The organism is Neorhizobium alkalisoli, assembly GCF_002968635.1.
Taxonomy (GTDB): Bacteria; Pseudomonadota; Alphaproteobacteria; order Rhizobiales; family Rhizobiaceae; genus Neorhizobium; species Neorhizobium alkalisoli.
Window position 1 is genome coordinate 228,309 of the sequence record NZ_PVBN01000009.1, and the last position, 21,891, is coordinate 250,199.

At 60.0% G+C, this 21,891-nt stretch carries 17 protein-coding genes and 1 pseudogene; 13 read left to right on the plus strand and 5 right to left on the minus strand.

The features are described 5' to 3' along the window. Nucleotides 1-6: 6 nt before the first annotated feature. From C5L13_RS19905 to C5L13_RS19960, 12 genes and pseudogenes are all read left to right on the plus strand, one after another. Nucleotides 7-3,164, plus strand: a pseudogene (locus C5L13_RS19905) (multidrug efflux RND transporter permease subunit). A gap of 258 nt (nucleotides 3,165-3,422) precedes the next feature. After that, a complete protein-coding gene (locus C5L13_RS19910; RefSeq protein ID WP_105385048.1) occupies nucleotides 3,423-4,133 on the plus strand; it encodes a GntR family transcriptional regulator in 711 nt (236 codons plus the stop codon). Continuing rightward, on the plus strand, nucleotides 4,130-5,041 hold the full coding sequence (locus C5L13_RS19915) for a dihydrodipicolinate synthase family protein (protein ID WP_105385003.1): 912 nt from the start codon (nucleotides 4,130-4,132) through the stop codon (nucleotides 5,039-5,041). The genes C5L13_RS19910 and C5L13_RS19915 overlap by 4 nt, the downstream gene beginning before the upstream one ends. After that, the gene (locus C5L13_RS19920) at nucleotides 5,034-6,551 is read left to right on the plus strand and encodes an aldehyde dehydrogenase (RefSeq protein ID WP_105385004.1); all 1,518 of its coding nucleotides are present in this window, start codon (nucleotides 5,034-5,036) and stop codon (nucleotides 6,549-6,551) included. The genes C5L13_RS19915 and C5L13_RS19920 overlap by 8 nt, the downstream gene beginning before the upstream one ends. Next, on the plus strand, nucleotides 6,548-7,894 hold the full coding sequence (locus C5L13_RS19925; protein ID WP_105385005.1) for an NAD(P)/FAD-dependent oxidoreductase: 1,347 nt from the start codon (nucleotides 6,548-6,550) through the stop codon (nucleotides 7,892-7,894). The genes C5L13_RS19920 and C5L13_RS19925 overlap by 4 nt, the downstream gene beginning before the upstream one ends. A 79-nt stretch (nucleotides 7,895-7,973) precedes the next feature. Then, complete coding sequence (locus C5L13_RS19930) at nucleotides 7,974-8,825, plus strand: glycine betaine ABC transporter substrate-binding protein (protein ID WP_105385006.1); 852 nt, start codon at nucleotides 7,974-7,976, stop codon at nucleotides 8,823-8,825. A 77-nt stretch (nucleotides 8,826-8,902) separates the two neighbouring features. Next, on the plus strand, nucleotides 8,903-9,991 hold the full coding sequence (locus C5L13_RS19935) for a quaternary amine ABC transporter ATP-binding protein (RefSeq protein ID WP_105385007.1): 1,089 nt from the start codon (nucleotides 8,903-8,905) through the stop codon (nucleotides 9,989-9,991). A 12-nt stretch (nucleotides 9,992-10,003) separates the two neighbouring features. After that, complete coding sequence (locus C5L13_RS19940; RefSeq protein WP_105385008.1) at nucleotides 10,004-10,852, plus strand: ABC transporter permease; 849 nt, start codon at nucleotides 10,004-10,006, stop codon at nucleotides 10,850-10,852. Then, a complete protein-coding gene (locus tag C5L13_RS19945; RefSeq protein ID WP_105385009.1) occupies nucleotides 10,849-11,709 on the plus strand; it encodes an ABC transporter permease in 861 nt (286 codons plus the stop codon). Before C5L13_RS19940 ends, C5L13_RS19945 begins: the two co-directional genes overlap by 4 nt. Before the next feature lie 15 nt (nucleotides 11,710-11,724). Then, a complete protein-coding gene (locus tag C5L13_RS19950; protein WP_105385010.1) occupies nucleotides 11,725-12,723 on the plus strand; it encodes a 4-hydroxyproline epimerase in 999 nt (332 codons plus the stop codon). 11 nt (nucleotides 12,724-12,734) lie between these two features. Further along, nucleotides 12,735-13,553, plus strand: a complete 819-nt coding sequence (locus C5L13_RS19955; RefSeq protein WP_105385049.1) for a pyrroline-5-carboxylate reductase family protein — start codon at nucleotides 12,735-12,737, stop codon at nucleotides 13,551-13,553. After that, a complete protein-coding gene (locus tag C5L13_RS19960; RefSeq protein WP_245571366.1) occupies nucleotides 13,540-14,529 on the plus strand; it encodes a GlxA family transcriptional regulator in 990 nt (329 codons plus the stop codon). Before C5L13_RS19955 ends, C5L13_RS19960 begins: the two co-directional genes overlap by 14 nt. A 94-nt stretch (nucleotides 14,530-14,623) precedes the next feature. Here C5L13_RS19960 and C5L13_RS19965 read toward each other — a convergent pair whose 3' ends face one another. Further along, nucleotides 14,624-15,949 carry an NAD(P)/FAD-dependent oxidoreductase gene (locus C5L13_RS19965; protein ID WP_105385012.1) on the minus strand — a complete coding sequence of 442 codons (1,326 nt, stop codon included), beginning with the start codon at nucleotides 15,947-15,949 and terminating at the stop codon, nucleotides 14,624-14,626. A gap of 220 nt (nucleotides 15,950-16,169) precedes the next feature. On the opposite strand from C5L13_RS19965, the gene C5L13_RS19970 reads away from it, so the two are divergent. Further along, nucleotides 16,170-16,646, plus strand: a complete 477-nt coding sequence (locus tag C5L13_RS19970; protein WP_105385013.1) for an Lrp/AsnC family transcriptional regulator — start codon at nucleotides 16,170-16,172, stop codon at nucleotides 16,644-16,646. Nucleotides 16,647-16,666: 20 nt separating this feature from the next. Here C5L13_RS19970 and C5L13_RS19975 read toward each other — a convergent pair whose 3' ends face one another. From C5L13_RS19975 to C5L13_RS19990, 4 genes are all read right to left on the minus strand, one after another. Then, on the minus strand, nucleotides 16,667-18,322 hold the full coding sequence (locus tag C5L13_RS19975; protein WP_105385014.1) for an ABC transporter ATP-binding protein: 1,656 nt from the start codon (nucleotides 18,320-18,322) through the stop codon (nucleotides 16,667-16,669). Continuing rightward, complete coding sequence (locus C5L13_RS19980) at nucleotides 18,322-19,170, minus strand: ABC transporter permease (protein WP_407070454.1); 849 nt, start codon at nucleotides 19,168-19,170, stop codon at nucleotides 18,322-18,324. Before C5L13_RS19980 ends, C5L13_RS19975 begins: the two co-directional genes overlap by 1 nt. Continuing rightward, complete coding sequence (locus tag C5L13_RS19985) at nucleotides 19,167-20,117, minus strand: ABC transporter permease (RefSeq protein ID WP_105385016.1); 951 nt, start codon at nucleotides 20,115-20,117, stop codon at nucleotides 19,167-19,169. The genes C5L13_RS19980 and C5L13_RS19985 overlap by 4 nt, the downstream gene beginning before the upstream one ends. Nucleotides 20,118-20,256: 139 nt before the next feature. Continuing rightward, complete coding sequence (locus C5L13_RS19990) at nucleotides 20,257-21,867, minus strand: ABC transporter substrate-binding protein (protein ID WP_105385017.1); 1,611 nt, start codon at nucleotides 21,865-21,867, stop codon at nucleotides 20,257-20,259. Between the last annotated feature and the right edge of the window lie 24 nt (nucleotides 21,868-21,891).

Here is a 21,891-nt window from a genome sequence, read left to right on the forward strand (position 1 = left end):
AGTACAATGGCACAGTTCTTCATCAGCAGGCCGATCCTTGCCTGGGTCTTCGCGCTGTTCATCTCCATCGCGGGTATCATTGCCCTGCCCTTCCTGCCGATCGCGCAGTATCCCAAAGTCGCGCCGCCGCAGCTTACCATTTCCACCGCGTATCCCGGTGCTTCGCCGCAGGAGATCTATCAGGGCGTGACGCGCCTCATCGAGGAGGAGCTCAACGGCGTCAGCGGCATGATGTATTTCGAGTCGACCTCCGACACATCGGGCGCGGTCAGCATCAACGCCACCTTCGAGGCCGGAACCGACATCGACCAGGCATCGGTCGACGTCCAGAACGCCATTCGTCGCGTGGAATCCCGCCTTCCCTCCGCTGTCACGTCGCAGGGTGTCACCGTCGAAGAGGCGGCATCCGGCTTCCTCATGATGGTCACGCTTACGTCGACCGATGGCCGCATGGATGAAGTGGCTCTTGGCGACTACCTGAACCGCAACGTGCTCGGCGAGATCCGCCGCCTCGACGGCGTGGGCCGCGCCCAGATGTTCGCCGCCCAGCGCGCGATGCGTGTGTGGATCGACCCGACAAGATGGTCGGGCTCAACCTCACGGCATCCGATATCAACGCTGCCATCACGGCCCAGAATGCACAGGTCGCGGCTGGCCAGATCGGCGCAGCTCCGAACCCCGTCAGCCAGGATCTGACGGCGACGGTCCTCGTGCAGGGTCAGCTCTCCGATCCCACGGCGTTCGGCAATATCATCCTGCGGGCCAATCCCGACGGCAGTGCCGTCCTCCTCAAGGATGTCGCGCGGATCGAGCTCGGAGCCGAGAACTACAACTTCACCAGCCGCCTGAACGGCCAGCCGAGCGCCGCGGTCGGCATTCAGTTGTCATCCACGGGTAACGCCGTTGCCACGTCGGCCGCCGTCAGGGCGAAGATGGACGAGCTGTCGCAGTTCTTCCCGAAAGGCGTGGAATACGCCACGCCCTACGACACCAGCCCGTTCGTCTCGGCATCGATCGAGAAGGTGCTGCACACGCTGATCGAAGCGGTCGTGCTGGTCTTCGTCGTGATGTTCGTCTTCCTGCAGAACTTCCGCTACACGGTCATCCCGACGCTCGTCGTTCCCGTGGCGCTACTCGGCACCTGCGCGATCATGTTCGCGACCGGGTTCTCCATCAACGTGCTCACGATGTTCGCGATGGTCCTCGCCATCGGCATCCTGGTCGACGATGCGATCGTCGTCGTCGAGAATGTCGAACGCATCATGGCGGAGGAAGGCCTCTCGCCGAAGGCCGCCACCCGCAAGGCGATGAGCCAGATCACGGGCGCGATCCTCGGCATCACGCTGGTTTTGGCCTGCGTCTTCGTGCCCATGGCCTTTTTCCCCGGATCGACCGGCATCATCTACCGCCAGTTCTCTCTGACGATGGTCGTCTCGATCCTGTTCTCGGCGTTCCTGGCGCTTTCGCTCACCCCCGCCCTGTGCGCCACCTTCCTGAAGCCGATCAAGAAGGGCCACCACGAAAAGAGGGGCTTCGCTGGCTGGTTCAATCGGAACTTCGACGGCCTGACCAACGGCTACGTCAAGGTCACCAATGGCATGGCACGCCGCGCAGGCCGGATGATGGTCATCTACCTCGCCCTCGTCGTCGGCCTCGGCTACTTGTTCGTCAACCTGCCGTCGGCCTTCGTCCCCGCCGAAGACCAGGGCAACCTGCTGGTCGATATCCAGGGACCGCCGGAAGCGAGCGCCAACCGGACGCAGGCATCAGTGCAACAGATCGAGGAGATCTTCAAATCCGAGCCGGGCGTGAAGGACGTCATCGCCATCCAGGGCTTCAGCTTCTCCGGCAGCGGCGCGAACGCAGCTCTGATGTTCGTTACCCTCAAGGACTGGAGTGAACGGGGCGACGGCAATTCCGCGCAGGAGATCGCCGACCGCGTGAACATGCAGCTCTTCGGTCTCAAGGACGCGACCAGCTACGCGCTGTCGCCGCCCGCCATCGAGGGGTTCGGAGCAACGGGCGGCTTCGCGTTCCGTCTCCAGGACCGTAACGGTGTGGGCCAGGCCGCGCTGTCTGCGGCAGGCGCTGACCTCATGGCAAAGGCGAGCCAGAGCCCGCTGCTGACAGGCATGCGCGTCGAGGGTCTGCCGGATGCCGCCCAGGTTCTGCTTGTGATCGATCGCGAGAAGGCAAACACGTTCGGCGTCACCTTCTCCGACATCAACAACACCATCACCGCCAATCTCGGGTCGTCCTACATCAACGACTTCCCGAACGCCGGCCGCATGCAGCGCGTCATCGTGCAGGCGAAGGACCAGAGCCGTCTCCAGGTCGAGGATCTGCTCAAGCTCAACGTCCGCAATGCAAGCGGCGGCATGGTGCCGTTGTCGTCCTTTGCCATCGCGCAGTGGCAGAAGGGTTCACCGCAGATCGTCGGCTATAACGGCTATCCGACAATGCGTATCGCGGGCGAGCCTGCGCCCGGCAACTCGTCTGGTGCTGCGATCGCGGAGATGGAACGTCTGGCAGGTGAGATGCCGGAAGGTATCGGCTTTGAATGGACCGGCCAGTCACTCGAGGAGATCAAGTCCGGTTCGCAGGCTCCGTTCCTGTTTGGTATTAGCCTGCTCTTCGTCTTCCTGCTGCTGGCGGGTCTCTACGAGAGCTGGTCGATCCCGCTCTCGGTCATGCTCGTCGTGCCGCTGGGTGTCATCGGCTGCGTCCTCGCTGTCATGGCTGCGGGCATGCCCAACGACATCTACTTCAACGTGGGCCTGATCGCGATCATCGGCCTGTCCGCGAAGAACGCGATCCTGATCATCGAGTTCGCCAAGGACAACTACGCGGAAGGCAAGTCGCTGCTGGAATCGGCGATCGAGGCCGCCCGTCTCCGGTTCCGGCCGATCATCATGACATCGCTCGCCTTCACCCTCGGAGTAGTGCCGCTCGCCATCGCCTCGGGGGCCAGCGCCGCCAGCCAGAATGCCATCGGCACGGCGGTTCTCGGCGGCATGATCTCGGCGACCATCCTCGCGGTGTTTTTCGTCCCGGCCTTTTTCGTCTTCGTCCTGAAGCTGTTCGGGACCAAGCAGCCGGAGGTAGAAGATGCCGAAGCGGACCCCGCGCCGGCCAACGTAGTCGCTCACTACGGAAGTCGGTGACGACAGATCCGTCCGGGCGACCCGGACGGCCAAGCGCCACCCCATCCCCGATTGCTCCGGGGTGGCGCACTCCCATGTCCGCAATCTCAGATGAACAACCTGGACCTTTTCAGCAATCTCGTTCGATGCCTCGCGGCTCGGTCTGATTGTACTTTTATGTTATTCTTTTTGTGTACTCAAATTATACAATTTGATTGACTCCTTCTGAGACGTGGTGCAGTCTTCTTGAAAATCGGCGCATCAAATGAGGAGGCTTCGGTGAAGAGCGGCAAAAACGGGCTCTATGACGATCTTAAGCGTCAAATTCTAACGATGGAGCTGGATCCCGATCAGGACCTGGACGAAGTCGGCCTAAGTGAGCGCTATGGCCTTTCCCGCACGCCTGTCCGGGAAATTTTCCGCCGCCTTGAGGGGGAAGGCTACATCGACATCCGCGTCAACCGCGGCGCGCGCGTCATCCCGATGAACCACCAGACCCTGCGGAACTTCTTCCTTGTCGCGCCCATGATCTATGCGGCGATCGGCCGGCTTGCGGTCCAGAACTTCAAGCCGAAACAGCTTGTCGACCTCAAGGACACGCAGGAGCGTTTTCGCAACGCCAGTGTCACCGGCGACGCGCTCTCGATGGTTCTCGAAAACAACCGTTTCCACGAAATCATGGGCGAGATGTCCCAGAACGCCTACCTGCAGCCGAGTCTCGGAAGACTTCTGATCGACCACGCCCGCATCGGCCACACCTTCTTCCGCCCACGCAACGACGACATGCGCAAACGCCTGCAGGTTGCCGTAGACCACCATGACGGGTTCATCGCCGCGATCAGCTCGCATGACGAGAACACGGTCGTCGATCTGGTTTTCGAGCACTGGGAACTGTCGCGGGAGAACATGGAAATGTTCATCGCGCCCGAAGGGATGAAGGCTGACGCGCTGGTCGAAGTGCCCGCCGCATCGATGGAGAAATCGTCTTGAAATTCGAAGGCATCTATACCCCGGCAGTCACGCCGCTCACTCCCGATGGAGAGATAGACCGGCAGGCATTCGCCGCCGTACTCGAATCTCTAATCGAAGCCAGGGTGCACGGCATCATCGTCGGGGGCTCGACCGGCGAATATTACGCCCAGAGCTCCGAGGAGCGCTTTGAGCTGGCAGCATATGCCAAGGACGTGATCGGGAGCCGGCTTCCGCTTATCATCGGCACCGGCGCCACCCGAACCGAGGACTCGGTCGAATATGCAAAGTCCGCCAGGGCGATCGGTGCGGACGCAATCCTGGTGTCGTCGCCGCCCTATGCATTGCCGACCGAGCGCGAAAACGCCGTTCACGCCCTCACGATCGATCGTGCGGCCAACCTGCCGATCATGCTCTACAACTATCCGGCGCGCATGGGCGTCGTGATGGGAGAGGAGTATTTCTCCCGCGTCGGCAAGTCGAAGAACGTCGTGGCGATCAAGGAAAGCTCCGGCGACATGGCGAACCTCCACCTTCTGGCCCGGAAGTTCCCCCATATCGCGCTTTCCTGCGGCTGGGATGATCAGGCCCTCGAATTTTTTGCCTGGGGCGCGAAAAGCTGGGTCTGCGCCGGTTCGAACTTCCTGCCGCGCGAGCATGTCGCGCTCTACGAAGCCTGCGTGATCGAGAAGAACTTCGATAAAGGCCGCGCGATCATGACCGCGATGCTGCCGCTTATGGACTTTCTGGAAACCGGCAAGTTCGTCCAGTCCATCAAGCACGGCTGCGAGATCATCGGATTGAAAACAGGTTCCGTTCGCGCGCCGCTGCGTCCGCTGAATTCCGATGAAAAGAGAACCCTCCAGACTGTCGTTGCCACCCTGAAGCGCACGGTCGCCCAGATTACGGCGGGAGCCAATCATGCATGAACCTTTGACCGCGGCCGAATACAAGGCGATCGCTGCAGATCTCCAACTGCCTACCAACACCTTCATCGACGGCTCCTTCCGTCCGGCCAGCTCTGGCAAGACGTTCAAGACGACCAACCCCGCCACAGGAGAAACGCTGGCCGAAATCGCTGCATGCGACGCAAGCGACGTCGACTATGCAGTTTCCAAGGCACGGCAGGCTTTCGAAGACGGCCGTTGGCGTCTTCAATCGCCCGGCGACCGGAAGGCCGCGCTCCTCAGGTTCGCGAAGCTCCTCGAAGAAAACCGGCACGAGCTCGCCGTCATGGAGAGCCTCGACAGCGGCAAGCCGATCCGCGAGTGCCAGACCGTCGATATTCCGGACACGATCCACACCATCCGCTGGCATGCGGAACTGATCGACAAGCTCTATGACAATACCGCTCCCGTCGGTTCGAATGCGTTGACGTTGGTCGTGCGTGAGCCGGTTGGCGTAGTCGGCTGCGTCCTGCCATGGAACTTCCCGCTCCTGATGCTGGCCTGGAAGATCGGCCCGGCTCTCGCCTCGGGCTGCTCCGTTGTCGTCAAGCCCGCCCAGGAAACGACGCTCACGACTTTGCGTGTCGCCGAACTCGCCTTCGAAGCGGGCATTCCCGCCGGTGTCTTCAACGTCGTGACGGGCGGCGGCAAGGATGTCGGCGAGCCGATCGGCCTGCACATGGACGTCGACATGGTGGCATTTACCGGGTCGACCCCGACCGGCCGCCGCTTCCTGCGATATGCGGCAGACTCCAACCTCAAGCGCGTCGTGCTTGAATGTGGCGGCAAGAACCCTGCCGTGGTGCTCGAAGACGCCGAAGATCTGGACCTCGTTGCCGAACAGGTGGTCAATGGCGCGTTCTGGAACATGGGCGAGAACTGCTCAGCCACCTCGCGCCTGATCGTCCAGTCCGGCATCAAGGACGAACTGCTCCAGCGGATCGGCGCCTATATGCGCGAATGGAGGACGGGCGATCCGCTCGACCCGGAAAATCGCATCGGCGCTCTCGTCAGCAAGAACCACTTCGAAAAGGTGAAGTCGTTCCTCGACGACGTGAAGACCGAGAATCTCCCGGTTGCCCATGGCGGCGAAACCCGGGATGGGATTTTCATCGAGCCGACTGTGGTCGACGGGGTCACCCCGACCAGCCGCCTTTTCAAGGAGGAGATTTTCGGGCCGATCCTTTCGGTGACGACCTTCGAAAACCTTGCCGAAGCCATCGCGCTCGCCAACGATACGAATTACGGCCTGACTGCCTCGGTCTATACGGGAAGTCTCCGGAAGGCGATCAAGCTGTCGCGCGAAATCCGGGCGGGTGTCGTCACCGTCAACTGCTTCGGGGAAGGCGACGCGACAACCCCCTTCGGCGGCTACAAGGAGTCCGGCTTCGGCGGGCGCGACAAGTCGATCTTCGCGCACGACAACTATTGCGAGCTCAAGACGATCTGGATCGACGTGTCGGAACGCTCGGTCGACGAGACCATCCGATGATCACAAGGTCCGTCAAACGTCTGCCGGTTGAGAATGGCGTCTCGGGTTGGGAGGCGATCGGTCAACGATCGTTTCAAACCCGGAGCCTCGAAGGCAACGTGACGGCGGACTGGTTGATCATCGGTGCGGGGTTCGCGGGCCTCTCGGCAGCCCGCCGCCTGCTCGAGCTTCGACCTGAGGACAAGATCGTCATTCTCGAAGCGAGCCACGTGGGGAAAGGGACATCGGGCCGGAATTCCGGCTTCATGATCGACGTCCCGCACAACCTGTCCTCTAGCGAGTATTCGAGTGGCGGCGCCGACTCCACGCGTCTTGAGATGGCGCAAAACCGTTCGGCAATCGGCTTCGCAACGCGGGCTGCGGAAGAGTATGGAATGTCACGCGAGACATTCGATCCCTCGGGCAAGATCAACGCCGCCGCAACCGCACGTGGCCTCGGGCTGAACCGGAGTTTCGGAGAATCTCTGAAAAGCGCCGGCGAGAAGCACGTCTTCCTCGACGCCGCCGAAATGCGCGACATCACCGGCTCGGACTACTATCTCGGCGGGCTTTTTACGCCGGGAGCCGTGCTGATACAGCCCGCCGACTACATCCGCGAATTCGCCGCCGGGCTTTCTCCCAAAGTCGACATTTTCGCACAGTCGCCCGTCACCTCCCTCGAGCGCAGGAGCGGAGTGTGGACTGCCGTTTCCACCCGCGGAAAGGTTACCGCTCCCAAAGTGATCCTCGGGGTCAACGGCCACATCGACGACTTCGGCTATTACGGCGGGCGGCTGATGCACATATTTGCCTACGCCTCCATGACTGCCCCCTTCCCCGCGGAAGATTTCGGGCGCAAGGCGTCGGGCCGGGACAGGTGGGCGCTGCTTCCAGCCGACGCAATGGGCGCGACAGTCCGCAAGATCACCACCGGCGGGCAGTCCCGCATCGCGATCCGGACGAAATACACCTACGAAACCGCCGTCGAAGTAACTGAGCGCCGCATGGCCAGGATGGCCCGCGAGCACCGGACCTCCCTCGACGCGCGGTTCCCCGGTCTGAAAGGCATCGCTTTCGAACATAGCTGGGCGGGGCGGATCTGCCTGACGCTCAACCACGTGCCGGCCTCAGGCGAAATCGAGGAAGGCCTCTATTCCGCCTGCGTCGAAAATGGATTGGGGACCGTGAAGAGCACGTTGGCCGGCATGATGGCCGCCGAACTGGCGACTGGGACCACATCCCGACACCTCGAACAATACATGGATCACCCCGAGCCATCCCGGCTTCCGCCGGAGCCGTTGGCATGGCTCGGCATCAACTCGGTGATCCGATTGCAGGAATTGCGTGCTGGTCGCGAGGGATGATCCGTCGCCGCGCAATCTGGGGGCTGAGCCAACTGCCGGTCTTCAACAAAGATGGGAACATAAAAAGAGGAGAATCGAAATGAAGACTTTGTGGAAAGCGCTCTGCGCGGCCGCGATGGTCGGTATGACCATGGTGTCCGCTCATGCGGAAGAAAAGACGATTACGGTAGGTACGATGTCGTGGGAGGATCTCACGCCCATCACCGGAATTACGAAGAAAGTCCTGGAGGACTCCGGCTACACGGTCAAAGTGGTGCCCTTCTCGGAATGGGGTATCGCCTATGCCGCGCTCAGCAAGGGCGATATTCAAATCCTCGCCTCGCAAACCGATTATGTCGCCCAGGACTACTGGGACAAGAACAAGAACCGCCTCGAAAAAGTTTCTCCCGTTTCTCACGGCCTGTTCCAGGGCGTCGCCGTACCGAAATACGTGACGATCGACTCGATGGATCAGTTGAACGACAACGCCGACAAGTTCGGCGGCAAGATCGTCGGCATCGAGCCGGGTTCCGGCCTGATGCGTGATACGACCAAATCGGTCAAGGACTACGGCCTGAAGCTCCAGCTTGTCGAAGGCAGTACCGCCGCCATGACCGCGGCCCTGAAGTCCGCCGTCGACCGTAAGGAATGGATCGCCGTGACGATCTGGGAGCCTTCCTGGATGGTGCAGAAATACGACGTGAAGTTCCTCAAGGATCCGAAGGGCGTCTTCCCTCCGCCGCAAAGTTACTACTGGATCGGTCAGAAGGGCTTCTCCGAGAAATATCCCCACGCCCGTGAAGTCATCGCCAGCGTCTATGTGCCGCTCGCCGACATCACCTCCATCAACAGTGCCGTCAATGACGGCAAGACCATGGATCAGGCTGTTGCAGCGTGGATCGAAGGTCACGCGGACCTCATCAAGCGCTGGGAAAACATCAAGAAGCAATAGCTTTCGAAACGCGGGCCGCCGGCTGGCGGTCCGCGAAACCACAGGCAGACCAGCACAAGCTGGCTTTGGGGAACGCGATGAACACCGTCAAAGAAGCAAATGACGTGCTGCTGGATTGCCAGAACGTCTGGAAGATATTCGGCGCAAAATCTTCAGCCGCCGTGAAAGCCGTGTCCGACCGCGGATTGTCGAAGAAGCAGGTGCTTCAGGATTTCGATTGTGTCGTCGGCGTCTCCGATGCCAGCCTTCAGGTTCGGCGCGGCGAAATCTTCTGCATCATGGGTCTTTCCGGCAGCGGCAAGTCGACACTCGTGCGCCTTCTCAACCGTCTGATCGAGCCAAGCCTCGGCAAGATCGTCGTGAAAGGCAGGGAGATCGCCAAGCTGAACGCGGCTGAACTGCGCGACATGCGGGCGCGCAATATCGGCATGGTGTTCCAAAGCGTCGCCCTCCTTCCTTATCGAACAGTGCTGGAAAACGCCGCGTTCGGGCTTGAGGTCCGCGGCGTTCCAAAGGACGAGCGCAACGAAACCGCCCGCGCGGCCTTGGCGAAAGTGGGACTTTCCGACTGGATATCACGATATCCCTCGGAGCTTTCAGGTGGCATGCAGCAGCGTGTAGGGCTTGCCAGAGCCTTGGCTGCCGATCCCGAAATCATCCTGATGGACGAGCCGTTCAGCGCGCTCGATCCCCTGATCCGGCGCCAACTTCAGGACGAATTCCGGCAGTTGACCAAGTCGCTCGGCAAGTCCGCGGTATTCATCACACATGACCTTGAGGAAGCGATCCGCATCGGCGACCGGATTGCCATCATGAAGGACGGCATGATCGTTCAGGTCGGCACCGCCGAGGAGATCGTGACCAAACCGGCCGACGATTACGTCGCCGAATTTGTGGCAGGAATTTCGCGCATTCACCTGGTCAAGGCGCATTCGGTGATGCGTCCCGTCGCCGACTTCAAGACCTCACAGCCGCACTGCGACGTCGACGCGCTGCTGAAAGCCTCGCCTGAGGCGGATATCGGCGAACTCATCGACATCACCATGCGCTCCGACCGGGACGCGGTGGCTGTCGTCGAAAACGGCTCCATTGTTGGCGTTGTCACCACCCGTGGCCTGCTCCGCGGCGTCGCTGGGATGCCCGCTGGAGCGCCAAGCGCGGCGTAGGAGGAGATGGGCATGGACACCTCAGTCATCACCGATCTTTTCGACACCTGGACGGACGATGCGCTTGGCTGGATCAGCGACAACGGCGAATGGCTGTTCGAGTTCATCAGGTTGATCCTGGAGGGCACCTATGACGGCATCCTGTGGCTGCTGGAACTCGCCCCCTTCTATGTCATCGCGATCATTGCCGGACTGCTAGCCTGGCGGCTCATCAATCCCGTGGCTGGTTTCCTCGCGGGCGTGGCATTGGCGTTCTGTGCTTTCATGGGCCTGTGGGCAGAAACCATGAGCACTCTAGCCCTCGTGGCAACTGCCACGATACTCGCGCTCGCGGTCGGAATTCCCATCGGCATAGTCGCCGGCTTCGTGCAAGCTTTTGACCGCGCGCTGGAACCGGCGCTCGATCTGATCCAGACACTGCCGCCGTACATATATCTTCTGCCAGCCATTGCCCTTCTGGGTTACGGTCCGGCAACAGCGCTCGTCGCCACATTCATCGTGGCGATGCCGCCGTCGATCCGCCTCACGTCGCTCGGTATCCGCATGACGCCGCGCGAGTTCATCGAACTCGGACAGGCAAGCGGCCTCTCCCCGTGGCAGATGTTCACCAAGATCAGGCTACCCTTCGCCATCCCCAGCATCATGGCAGGCATCAATCAAAGCCTGATGATGGCTTTCGGCATGGTGGTGATTGCCGGCATCGTCGGCTCGGGCGGTCTCGGCGAGACCATCTATGGCGCTGTCCGGACACTCGACATCGCCACATCGATCAACGCCGCCATCGCCATCGTCATCCTGACCATGGTGTTGGACAGGCTTACTCAAAGCGCGGCACATCGTGCGAAGGCGGGTGTAAGATGAATCCGGATATCCTGCGTTTTTCTCCGGGCGCCTATCTTGCCCCAGCGGTCGACTGGCTGAATGCGAATTTCCATCCGTTCTTCGCCGCCCTCACAAAGCTGATCGAAACCGTGCTTGGAGGAATTGAAGCCGCTCTCCTTTACCCACCCGCCTATGCAGTGATGATCGCAGCCGTCCTTCTCGCGGGGCTCCTGATCAATTTCCATGCGGCCACCGTGACAGCCGTCGCATTGGCTTTCTGCTTTCTGGCAGGTCTTTGGACCGCCTCGATGCAGACGCTGGCTCTGGTGACCGTGGCGGTGATGATCTCGGTGCTGGTTGCGTTTCCGCTCGGAATTCTGGCATCTCGATACGAGAAGTTCGAGGCCGCTATCCGACCCGTGCTGGACATCATGCAGACCGTCCCACCCTGGGTCTATCTCATCCCCGCCGTCATGCTCTTCAGTCTCGGCCGGGTCCCGGCGATCATCGCGACGATCGTCTACGGAATCCCGCCGATGCTGCGTCTGACGACGCTCGCCTTCAACCAGGTGCCGAAGGACCTTCTGGAACTCGGCCAGGCGACCGGCGCTCCACCTCGATCGATCCTGCTCAAGATCGAAATTCCCTCGGCCACCCCGACGCTTCTGGTCGGCCTCAATCAATGCATCCTGCTGTCATTGGCGATGGTCGTTCTGGCCGGGCTCGTCGGAGCCGGAGGTCTCGGTGCCGAAGTGACCCGCGGACTGACCCGCATGGAAATGGGGCTTGGTCTCAGAGCCGGACTTGCCATCGTGGCGATCGCGATCCTGCTGGACAGACTGTCCAAGGGTGCGTTGCAAGGACGCCGGATCGGGCGATCGACAAAGGCAGCTTAGTCGGAGAACTTTTCAATGCGCCGCAGTTTCTTTTGTATCGACTCCCATACCTGCGGCAACCCGGTGAGGCTGGTGGCCGGCGGCGGCCCCCTCCTTCCACATCTGCCGATCGCAGAGCGCCGCGACATCTTTGTTCGTGAGCACGACTGGATCCGCCAGGCATTGATGTTCGAACCTCGTGGTCACGACATCATGTCGGGTGCGATCATCTATCCCGCCTATCGAGACGATTGCGATTTTGCGGTCATTTTCATCGAGGTCAGCGGATGTCTGCCGATGTGTGGCGCCGGCACGATCGGGCTGGTCACCGCCGCCATCGAAGAAGGACTTGTTACGCCACGAGTTCCGGGACAACTCTCGATAGAGACGCCTGCGGGAAAAGTTGACATCCAGTACGACAAGCAGGGCGAGTTCGTGCAATCCGTGCGCATGTTTAACGTCGCGAGTTACCTCCATGAAGCGGATCTGGAGGTTCATGTGCCGGGTCATGGCAGGCTTGTCGTCGATATCTCCTATGGTGGAAACTACTACGCGGTGGTCGAGCCGCAGGAGAATTGGAAAGGGCTCGATGGCATGTCGGCAAGCGACGTCGTTGATCTCAGCCGCCGGCTCCGCGACGCTCTCGCACCGATCTGCGATCCGGTCCATCCCGAAGACGAGAGAATAAGCGGCGTCCATCACGCGCTATGGTGCGACAAGCCGACGGACGACGGCGCCGATGGACGCGGGGCGGTGTTTTACGGAGACAAGGCCATCGACCGCTCGCCAGGCGGTACCGGAACCTCCGCGCGGATGGCGCAGCTCCATGGCAAGGGGCGCCTCAAAGTTGGGGAGGCCTACCGCCAGGAAAGCCTGATCGGCACCGTCTTTGAAGGACGGCTGGAAGCCGAGACGACGATCGGACGTTTTCCAGGCATCAAGCCAAGCATAGGCGGCTGGGCGCGGGTCATCGGCCACAACACGATATTCGTGGACGATCGAGATCCATTGGCGCAGGGTTTCCAGATCAAATAGGAATGCGGGATATGGCAGACATCGGCCGGGTAGGAATAGTCGGAGGAGCCGGATGGCTCGGAACGGCAATCGCCCGCGCGCTGCTGGATACCGGCACCGTTCCATCCGACAGGCTCACCTGCTCGTTCAGAAGCAGAAAGCCGGAGACGGCTCTGGCTTGCACATGGACGCAGGATAACGCGCAACTCGCGGAGAATTCCGACGTCATCATCCTGTCCGTACGGCCAGCCGACTGGAGCGCAATAGAGATAAGCGCTGCCGGAAAACTTGTCGTCTCTGTCATGGCCGGAGTGCCCGTGGAAGCCATCAAGCGAAGAACCGGCAGTTCCCGCGTCGCCCGCGCCCTTCCGAACGCGGCAGCGGAGATCGGTTTTTCATACACCCCGTTCTTCGTTGATTCCTTAAACCCCGAGGATACAAACGCCATAGCGACCCTCTTTCGCAGTTGCGGCGCGGTCGATCAGGTGGATTCCGAGAGCCATATCGACTACTTCACCGGGATGTCCGGCTCGGGAGCGGCGTTTCCCGCGCTGCTCGCCGATGCGATGATGAAGGACGCGTTAGCGCGAGGTGTGCCCGAAGAGCTGGCGCGCCGCGCCGCGCAGCAGGTCCTGATCGGAGCCGGGCGGCTGCAGGAACACAATGGGTCGTCTCCCTCTGAGACGGTCAGGTCGTTCGTGGACTACAAGGGCACGACAGCCGCTGCCATAGTCGCAATGCAGGAAAATGGATTCTATGACACGGTCGCGGCCGGGTTACAGGCGGCATTCCAAACAGTGCGGACGCTGCAGGAGGCAAACTCCGATGGAAACGAAAATGAAGTCGAATAGCGGGGCCTCCACGGTCGATCGATTGAAAATCGGCTTCGTGCTCGCCCGCTCCTTTACGCTCTCGGCATTTGCCTTGTTTGTCGACACCTTGCGGCTTGCCAGCGACGAAGCCGATAAATCAGGGCGAGTCTTGGCCGATTGGCAGGTTCTGGGAAGCACCCGGCACCTGATCACATCCAGTTGCGGTGTTCAGGTCGCACCAACATCCGATTTCGTGGATCCCGGCGAATTCAACTACCTCGTCGTTGTCGGCGGCCTGTTGAACGGCACGCAGCCGGTCGACGATCAGACGATCGCCTACCTCAAGAAGGCAGCCGCCAAAAAGGTCCCCTTGATCGGGGTTTGCACAGGAACGTTCATTCTCGCTGAAGCTGGTCTGATGAAAAATCACCAGACTTGCGTGAGCTGGCTTCACTATCCTGCTTTTCGCGAGCGCTTCCCTGATCACGAAGTCCGAGCCGACCGGATATTCAACCTCGATCGCAACAGGGGATCCTGCGCCGGAGGCAGCAGCTCGGCAGACATGGCCGCGTCGATCGTCAGACGCCACATCAGCAAAGAGGCGGAGAGAAACGCGCTGGACGTGCTGCAGATCGACAAGGCGCGCTCAGCTCTCGATATACAGCCGCGCAGGCCCCTTTCCATCGAATGTGACGATCCGCGGCTCAGGGCGGTTCTCATCATGATGGAAAACCACATCGACAGCATGATCCCCCTTGACGACCTGGCGGCATCGGTCGGCCTGTCGCGACGGCAACTGGAGCGCCTCTTCGCAAAGAACGCGATGAGTTCTCCAGGACACGTCTACACGCGCCTCCGTTTGGAGCGGGCAAGGCAGATGCTGATCCAGACAAAGGCTCCGCTGATCGAGATCGCCATGGAAATCGGCTTCGAAAACGCCTCTCATTTCGGAAAGCTGTTTCGAAAGACCTATGGCCAGACACCGGCTCAATTGAGAGCCGCAAACGCGAGCTGACTTGCAGCAGTTCGTCTTTCCATTTTCCCCAGACGGCGGAAAACTGCGTCGCGGCGGATCCTACACGCTCAGTGGCAAGAACAAAGGCGATGTTTCAGAAGTCCGCAACCTTGCCCCACGCGGATCGCAGCAATCGGCTGGGATGGTACGGACGCGGATCGACGATCGGATTGGCCCCCGTGGCAACGTCGGCGATCAGATGACCGGCGCCGGGCCCGATGCCGAATCCATGGCCACTGAAGCCTGCGGCCAGGATGAAACCTGGAATATCGGGAATCTCTCCGATTGCCGGAACGCCGTCGGGCGTCGAGTCGATATAACCGGCCCACGCGGCGGTGATGCGGCGGCCCTTGAGACCTGGCAGCATTTCCACGGCGCGATCATGAGTTAATTTGATTGTACTGCGATTGACGGCAGGGTCCAGAATTCGCAGCCGTTCCATCGGTGTCGGGCGGTCGAGACGCCATCGCGACAGACTTTCATGGCCGCTGCGAACACCCTCCAGGCCGCCGGGCGAAAGGCTGCGCCAACGGCGGATGAACATCGGCAGGAATTGGGTGGCGAAGCGCATCTGCTGACCCGTGGGGTCGACACGGCCGCGGCCGCTGATGGCAAGGGTATGGCTGCCATCGCCGCGGCGCGTGACGGAAACGCGGGCCGTGTGGAGCGCATCGGGAATGTCGCCTTCGCCGGGGGCTATCGAAAGGATAGAGGAGCGGATTGAGGCCTGCGGAAAAGAGATCCCGAGCTGGCGGCAGAAGGAAGAGGCCCAGGCGCCGCCGGAGAGGATCGCGATCTTCGTCCGGATCGTTCCTCGCTCGGTGACGACGGCGGAGAGCTTTCCCGCTTCGAGTTCAAGTCCCCGGGCGGCGCAATTCTGAAGCACGCATCCACCAAGTTTCAAAATCGCGCGGGCCACCGCAGGCGCAGCATTGGCCGGGTCGGCAATACCGTCGCTGGGCGAAAATACTCCACCCCTCCAGATCCGGCCGGTAGCCTTACCGCGCTCGCTTGCCGCGGCACTGTCGAGCATGTGGGTAGTAACACCAACGGTTCGCGCGAAATCCCGCCACCGCGCCCAACCGGCGAGTTCTTCTTCATCGTCGCTGAGATAGAGGAGGCCGCAGCGTCGGAAGCCAGTATCCTCACCGGTCTCTCTGGCGAACTGCTCCCAAAGATCAAGGCTCTTCGTCGCCATCGGCAATTCCCGCGCGTCGCGGTTCTGTTGCCGGCACCAGCCCCAATTGCGGCTGGATTGTTCGGCCCCGACATAGCCTTTCTCGACAAGCGCCACCTTTAAACCGCGCTTTGCCATGTAATAGGCCGCGAAAACCCCGATTATGCCGCCCCCGATGACGACCGCATCGGCAGACGGCGGCAATTCGGCCGAAGTTTTCACGAGCGTTAACGGTGCGGGCATGTCCTTGATCTCCTAGCTGTTAGGAGCATAGCCTTTCGAATCCGTGTGGGTTGCTGGACATAATCCAGAAGCAGCAGAAGATTCTGTACGGCTTCGCCAATGAAGCCGATCGTGCCGAACATATTGCCGCAAGATGAGCTACAATCCTCGCGGTTTACTTCCAGGCATCTCCGCAGCATAAAATGCGGCTCGGAAGGCCGGGCAACGGAAAGACGCAGATATGAAACTCGATCGTATCGATATCAAGATCCTGCACGAACTTCAGAAAAACGGCCGGATCACCAATGTCGAGTTGGCGGAAGTGGTGAACCTGTCCCCCAGCCCTTGTCTCATGCGTGTCAAGAAACTGCAGCAGGAAGGCTATATCGGCGGATATTCGGCACAGATCAACGTCGGCAAGCTTGGACAGACGCTGACCGTATTTACCGAAATCACACTGAAGAACCATAGGCAGATCGATTTCGCCCGTTTCCTGGCGGCGGTGGAAAAGGTCGATCAGGTCATCGAATGCCATCTGGTTTCGGGAGGCTATGACTACCTTGTGAAGTTCATTACCGCCGGGATCGGCGAATATCAGACGATCATGGAACGGCTGACCGACATGGATATCGGCATCGACAAGTATTTCAGTTTTGTGGTGCTGAAATCGCCGATCGTGAAAACCCACATGCCCCTGACAAGTCTATTTCCGCTTTGATTCAGGTGAATGAATTTTGGTCAACGGTGCCCGTATTCACGCACCAGCTCCTTATCCAGCTGTAGGCTGTCCAGCCAGGACGGATCGAGCTTCGGGACTGAGGAAAAGAGCAGTTTCGAATAAGGATGTTTCGGGGTTTTCAATTGAGCCGGCGTGATCTCTTCGACTTTGCGACCATCGTACATCACGACAATCTCGTCACATATGGCCTCGACGACAGACAGGTCGTGGCTGATGAAGATGTAGGAGAGTGAGAGTTCCCGCTGCAATTCCTTCAAAAGATCGATCACCGCAGCAGCGACAACGGTGTCGAGAGCCGAGGTGATCTCGTCGCACAGGATGAGCTTCGGTTCGGCGGCAAGCGCCCGCGCGAAATTGACACGCTGCTTCTGCCCGCCGGAAAGCTCCGCCGGGCGGCGATGGCGAAGTGCTTTCGGCAACTTGACCATGTCGAGCAATTGGTCGATGCGGATATCGCGAGCCTTGCCTTTCATGCCATGATAAAAGTTGAGTGGCCGACCGATGATATCTTCAATCGACTTTGCAGGGTTGAGCGCGGTGTCGGCATATTGAAAGACGATCTGCAGTTCCCGCAATTGGTCGCGAGTGCGTGACCGGGCCGAACGCGGCAGTTCCTGCCCGTCGAAAACAAGTCGGCCCGCCGAAGCGGGTAAGATCCCGGCAATCGCTCGGGCAAGGGTTGATTTGCCGCAGCCGGATTCACCGATGATGCCGAGGTTACGACCTTTCTCAACGCGAAGGCTCGCCTCCTGAACGGCACGCACCATTGGCAGTCCGTCCGGCTGCACGGGGCCGTAGCCGGCGAGTAATCCACTGACTTCCAAAAGTGGCTTTCGCTCCTGTGCCGCCGCATCATCATCAACACGGCGCTTGGGTTCGAAAGCGGCCAGAAGTTCGCGCGTATACGGATGTTCAGCACGAGAGAGGATGTCGGCTGTGGTGCCGACTTCCTGCACCTCGCCGCCGCGCAGGACTACGATGCGGTCGGCGATCTGGGCGACAACTGCGAGGTCGTGGGATACATAAACCCCGGCAATGCCGCCCTTTTTCATCACGGACTTGAAGGCGCGCAGAACCTCGATTTGAGTTGTGACATCGAGCGCAGTCGTCGGTTCGTCGAAGATGACGAGTTTCGGATCGCCGATAAGTGCCATCGCGGCGGCTAGGCGTTGTAACTGTCCGCCCGATACCTGGTGCGGATAGCGGCTGCCGATATGCTCCGGATCCGGCAGTGACAAAGCGCGGAACAGCTCCACCGCCTTTTGCCTGGCTTCATCGGGCGGCATCAGCCGATGGATGCGAGTAACCTCGATGACCTGGTCGATGATACGCTTAGCAGGGTTGAACGACGCCGCGGCCGATTGCGGAACGTACGAGACCGAGGTGCCGCGGACCGATGCCCGCTCCCGCTCGGTGAGCGCTACCATGTCCTTTCCTGCCACCCTTACACTGCCGCCGGAAATGCGACAGCCGGTTCGTGCGTGGCCCAGAAGCGTCAATGCAATCGTGGTCTTGCCCGAGCCGCTTTCGCCGATCAGGGCCACCATTTCGCCTGGCGCGACATCAAGGCTCACACCCTTGATGATTTCGACGCGGCGGCCGGAATCGGTGGTTGCCTCAACCTTCAGATCACGGATTTCAGCAAGGTTTTCCATTACGCGCTCCGGTCACGAATTTTTTTCGGGAGATTGTCGATCAGCAGGTTGACGCTGATGGTGAGGCTTGCAATCGCCAGAGACGGCACAATGACTGCGGGCGCGCCGAAAGGCAGACCTCCGACATTTTCATGAACCAGCGCACCCCAGTCCGCATAGGGCGGCTGCACGCCGAGGCCAAGGAAGGAGAGGCCCGACAGCAGCAGTACGACGAAGACAAATCGGATACCGAGATCGGCCAGGATCGGGCCGATGATGTTGGGCAAGATTTCCGAGCCGATCATGTAGAAAATGCCCTCACCTCGTGTGCGGGCAACGGTAATGAAGTCCATCGTGTTGATGTTGACGGCAAGCGCACGGGCGAAGCGATAGGCGCCCGGCGTGTAGATTACCGCAAGGGTGACGACCAGCACGCTGATCGACGATCCGACTGCTGCGACGACCACGAGACCCGAAAGCTTGCTGGGGATAGAGTTCATCGCGTCGAGGACGCGGCTCAACACCGTATCGAACCAGCCGCCGACAACAGCTGCCGTCATACCGAGTACAACGCCACAGAAGCAGGCAATCGATACGGCAGCCAGTGAAATACCAACCGTATAACGCGCTCCCATGAGGACGCGTGAGAGCATGTCCCGGCCAAGATAGTCGGAGCCAAGCCACAACTCGTTGCTCATCGGACCGAAATAGTCTTCGTCGACGATCTCCCCGACGGGGTGTGGAACAATATGCGGCGCGATCAACGCGATGGTTGCCCAAAAAAGAATGATGGACAGACCAATCATGCCAATCCAGTTGAAGCTGTAACCGAACTTTTGCGAAAGCGTGCTCGATGGGGTCATGGTCAGCGAAGCCTCGGATTGGCAAGAATGGCCACGATGTCTGCGAGCGTGATGAGCGTCAGGTAGCCGAAGCAGAAAATCATGGCGCAAGACTGAATGAGCGGCAGGTCGCGGGTCGAGACGCCGTCGACCATCAGCTTGGCAATGCCGGGATAGTTGAAGATCGTCTCGACAATGATCACGCCGCCTACAAGATAGGAGAGAGAAAGGGCAACCGCGTTGACGATCGGACCAACGGCATTCGGCAAGGCATGACGCAGAACCATCCTGGGACGCGAGGCGCCCTTCAGGAGTGCCGTCTCCACGTATGGGGTGTTGATGGTGTCGATGACGGCGGCACGCGTCATACGGATCATCTGTGCCGACACGACAAAGGTAAGGCTGATGACCGGCATGGCATAGATTTTCAAGATCTGCCAAATTGAGGTGACATCGCTTGCGATGGAAAGCGCGGGCAGCCATTTGAGATAGACCGAAAAAACCAGCACGGCAGAGGTCGCAACCACGAACTCGGGGATCGAGATAACACCGATGGTAAAGATCGTAACGATGCGATCGTAGAGGGAGCCCTGGAACATCGCGGCTGTGATCCCCAGCGTCAGCGCCAACGGGACCGAAATCAGCGTGGTGATACCGGCAAGCCTCATCGTATTGACAAAGCGACCGCCGATCAGATCCGCCACCGCGACATTGTTCACATAGGAAGTTCCAAGATCCCCGCTTAGCAATCCTGAGAGCCAGTGCAGGAAACGCACCAGTGCAGGTTCATCGAGATGCATCGCTGTTCGCAGGCCCGCAACCGCCTCGGGCGTTGCGGCCTGACCAAGCAGGATCGTCGCAGTGTCGCCGGGCAACATCGCCGTGGCGAAGAAAACCGCGAAGGAGACAATCAGAAGCGTCAGGGCGGCGATGAGCAGCCTAACCGTGACGAGATTGACGATATATGTGCTCAAGACAAGCCCTCCCTCTGGATGGAGCTTCATGTGACTGCAACGCCGTGACAGCAGGGTATTTTACTGGACCATGGCGAGAGATCCTATTCCGCCGGCTGGCGCGGGAAGGCCGGAGGAAAAACCTTCCCGCGCAGGGTCGTCAGGCGTCGAGCCAGACGTATTCGGCAAAAGCATAGCCCATCTGACCACCCAGCGGGCTTGCTTCGAGGCCCTTGAGCTTGGCCGAAATGGCGTCGACGTTAGACAGGTAAACGGGAATCACCGTACCTGCCTCTTCGGCGATCATGATCTGCATTTCACCGTAGATTTGCTTCCGCTTGCCCTCATCCAGAAGGCCGCGTGCCTCGACCAGCATCTTGTCGAATTTCGCCGACTTGTACTGGCTTTCGTTCCAAGGAGCGTCGGACGCATACAGCAGCGAGAACAGGATGTCGGGCGTCGGGCGCGGATTGATATTGCCGAAGTGGACTGGTGCCTTTAGCCAATAGTTTGACCAATAGCCGTCGGACGGAACCCGCTGCACGTCGAACTTCATTCCGACTTCCGCGCCGGCCTGCTGCAGGACAGTGGCCATATCAACCGAAGCCGTGGCGGCATCCGATGCGACGATCGGAATCGACTGACCAACCAAGCCGGCCTTGTTGAAGTGGAACTTTGCCTTTTCAGGATCGAAAGCCTTCGGCTTCAGCTCCTGATTGTAGTAGATGCTTGCCGGTGAGACCGGTTGATCATTGGCGACCTCCGCCAAGCCACGCATGACGGATTTCCGAATCTGCTCGCGATTAATCAGATACTTCATGCCGGCGACGAAATCCGCCTTGTTGCCGGGCTCCAGATCCAGCCGCATGTTCAGGTTGGTGTAATTACCTGACGTCGTCTGCGACAGCACGAACCCGGGCTGGCTTTCCACCAGCTTCATCGAGCGAGGCTTGATCGATGCTGCGAGTTGAATGTCACCCGACAGCAACGCATTGACACGGGCATTGTCGTCGCTGATGGCGAAATATTCGAACGAGTCGAGATGCGCTCCCTGGGCCTTGAAGTAGTTGGGGTTCTTGACGGCGATCGACTTCACTCCCGGCTCGAAGGTTTCGAGCTTGAAGGCGCCGGTGCCGATGCCCTTGGAGAAATCGGTTGTACCATCCTGAACGATCATGAAATGGTGCATCGCAAGGATTGTCGGAAGGTCGGCATTGGGATTTGCCAGCGTGATGGCCACCGTCAGGGGATCAACCGCCTTGACGTCGGTGATCTGCTTGGCAATCGAATTGACCTTGGAGCCGACATTGGGGTCGAGGTGCCTCTTGAGCGAATATACGACGTCGTTCGAACTCAACGTCTTACCGTCATGGAAAGTGACGCCGGAGCGCAGTTTAACCGTCCAAACTTTGGCATCCGCGCTTTCGACGCTTTCCGCCAATTCCATCTTGGTAAGACCGCTCTTGTCGATGAATGTCAGGCGGTTATAGAGCGCGCAGCAACGGACATAGTCCGTCGACAGCGATGCCTTGGCCGGATCCAGCGTGTCGGCCGTCGACGACGACCAGCCTGCCGCTTTCAGATGACCACCGGATTTCGGCGCCGCGGCGGCAGCATCCGAGGCGCGCCCAAGAAGGAAGCCCCCGGCGGACATCGCTACGCCGCCCGCCAGCAGCATGTGAAGAAGTTCGCGACGGGTGGCTCCGCGGCGAATGGCATTTTCGACCATGACGTCGTCTGACGCGGTCCAATTGGTGATCTTGTCGCTCATGTCATTCCCCTTTTTCGTTGGTTG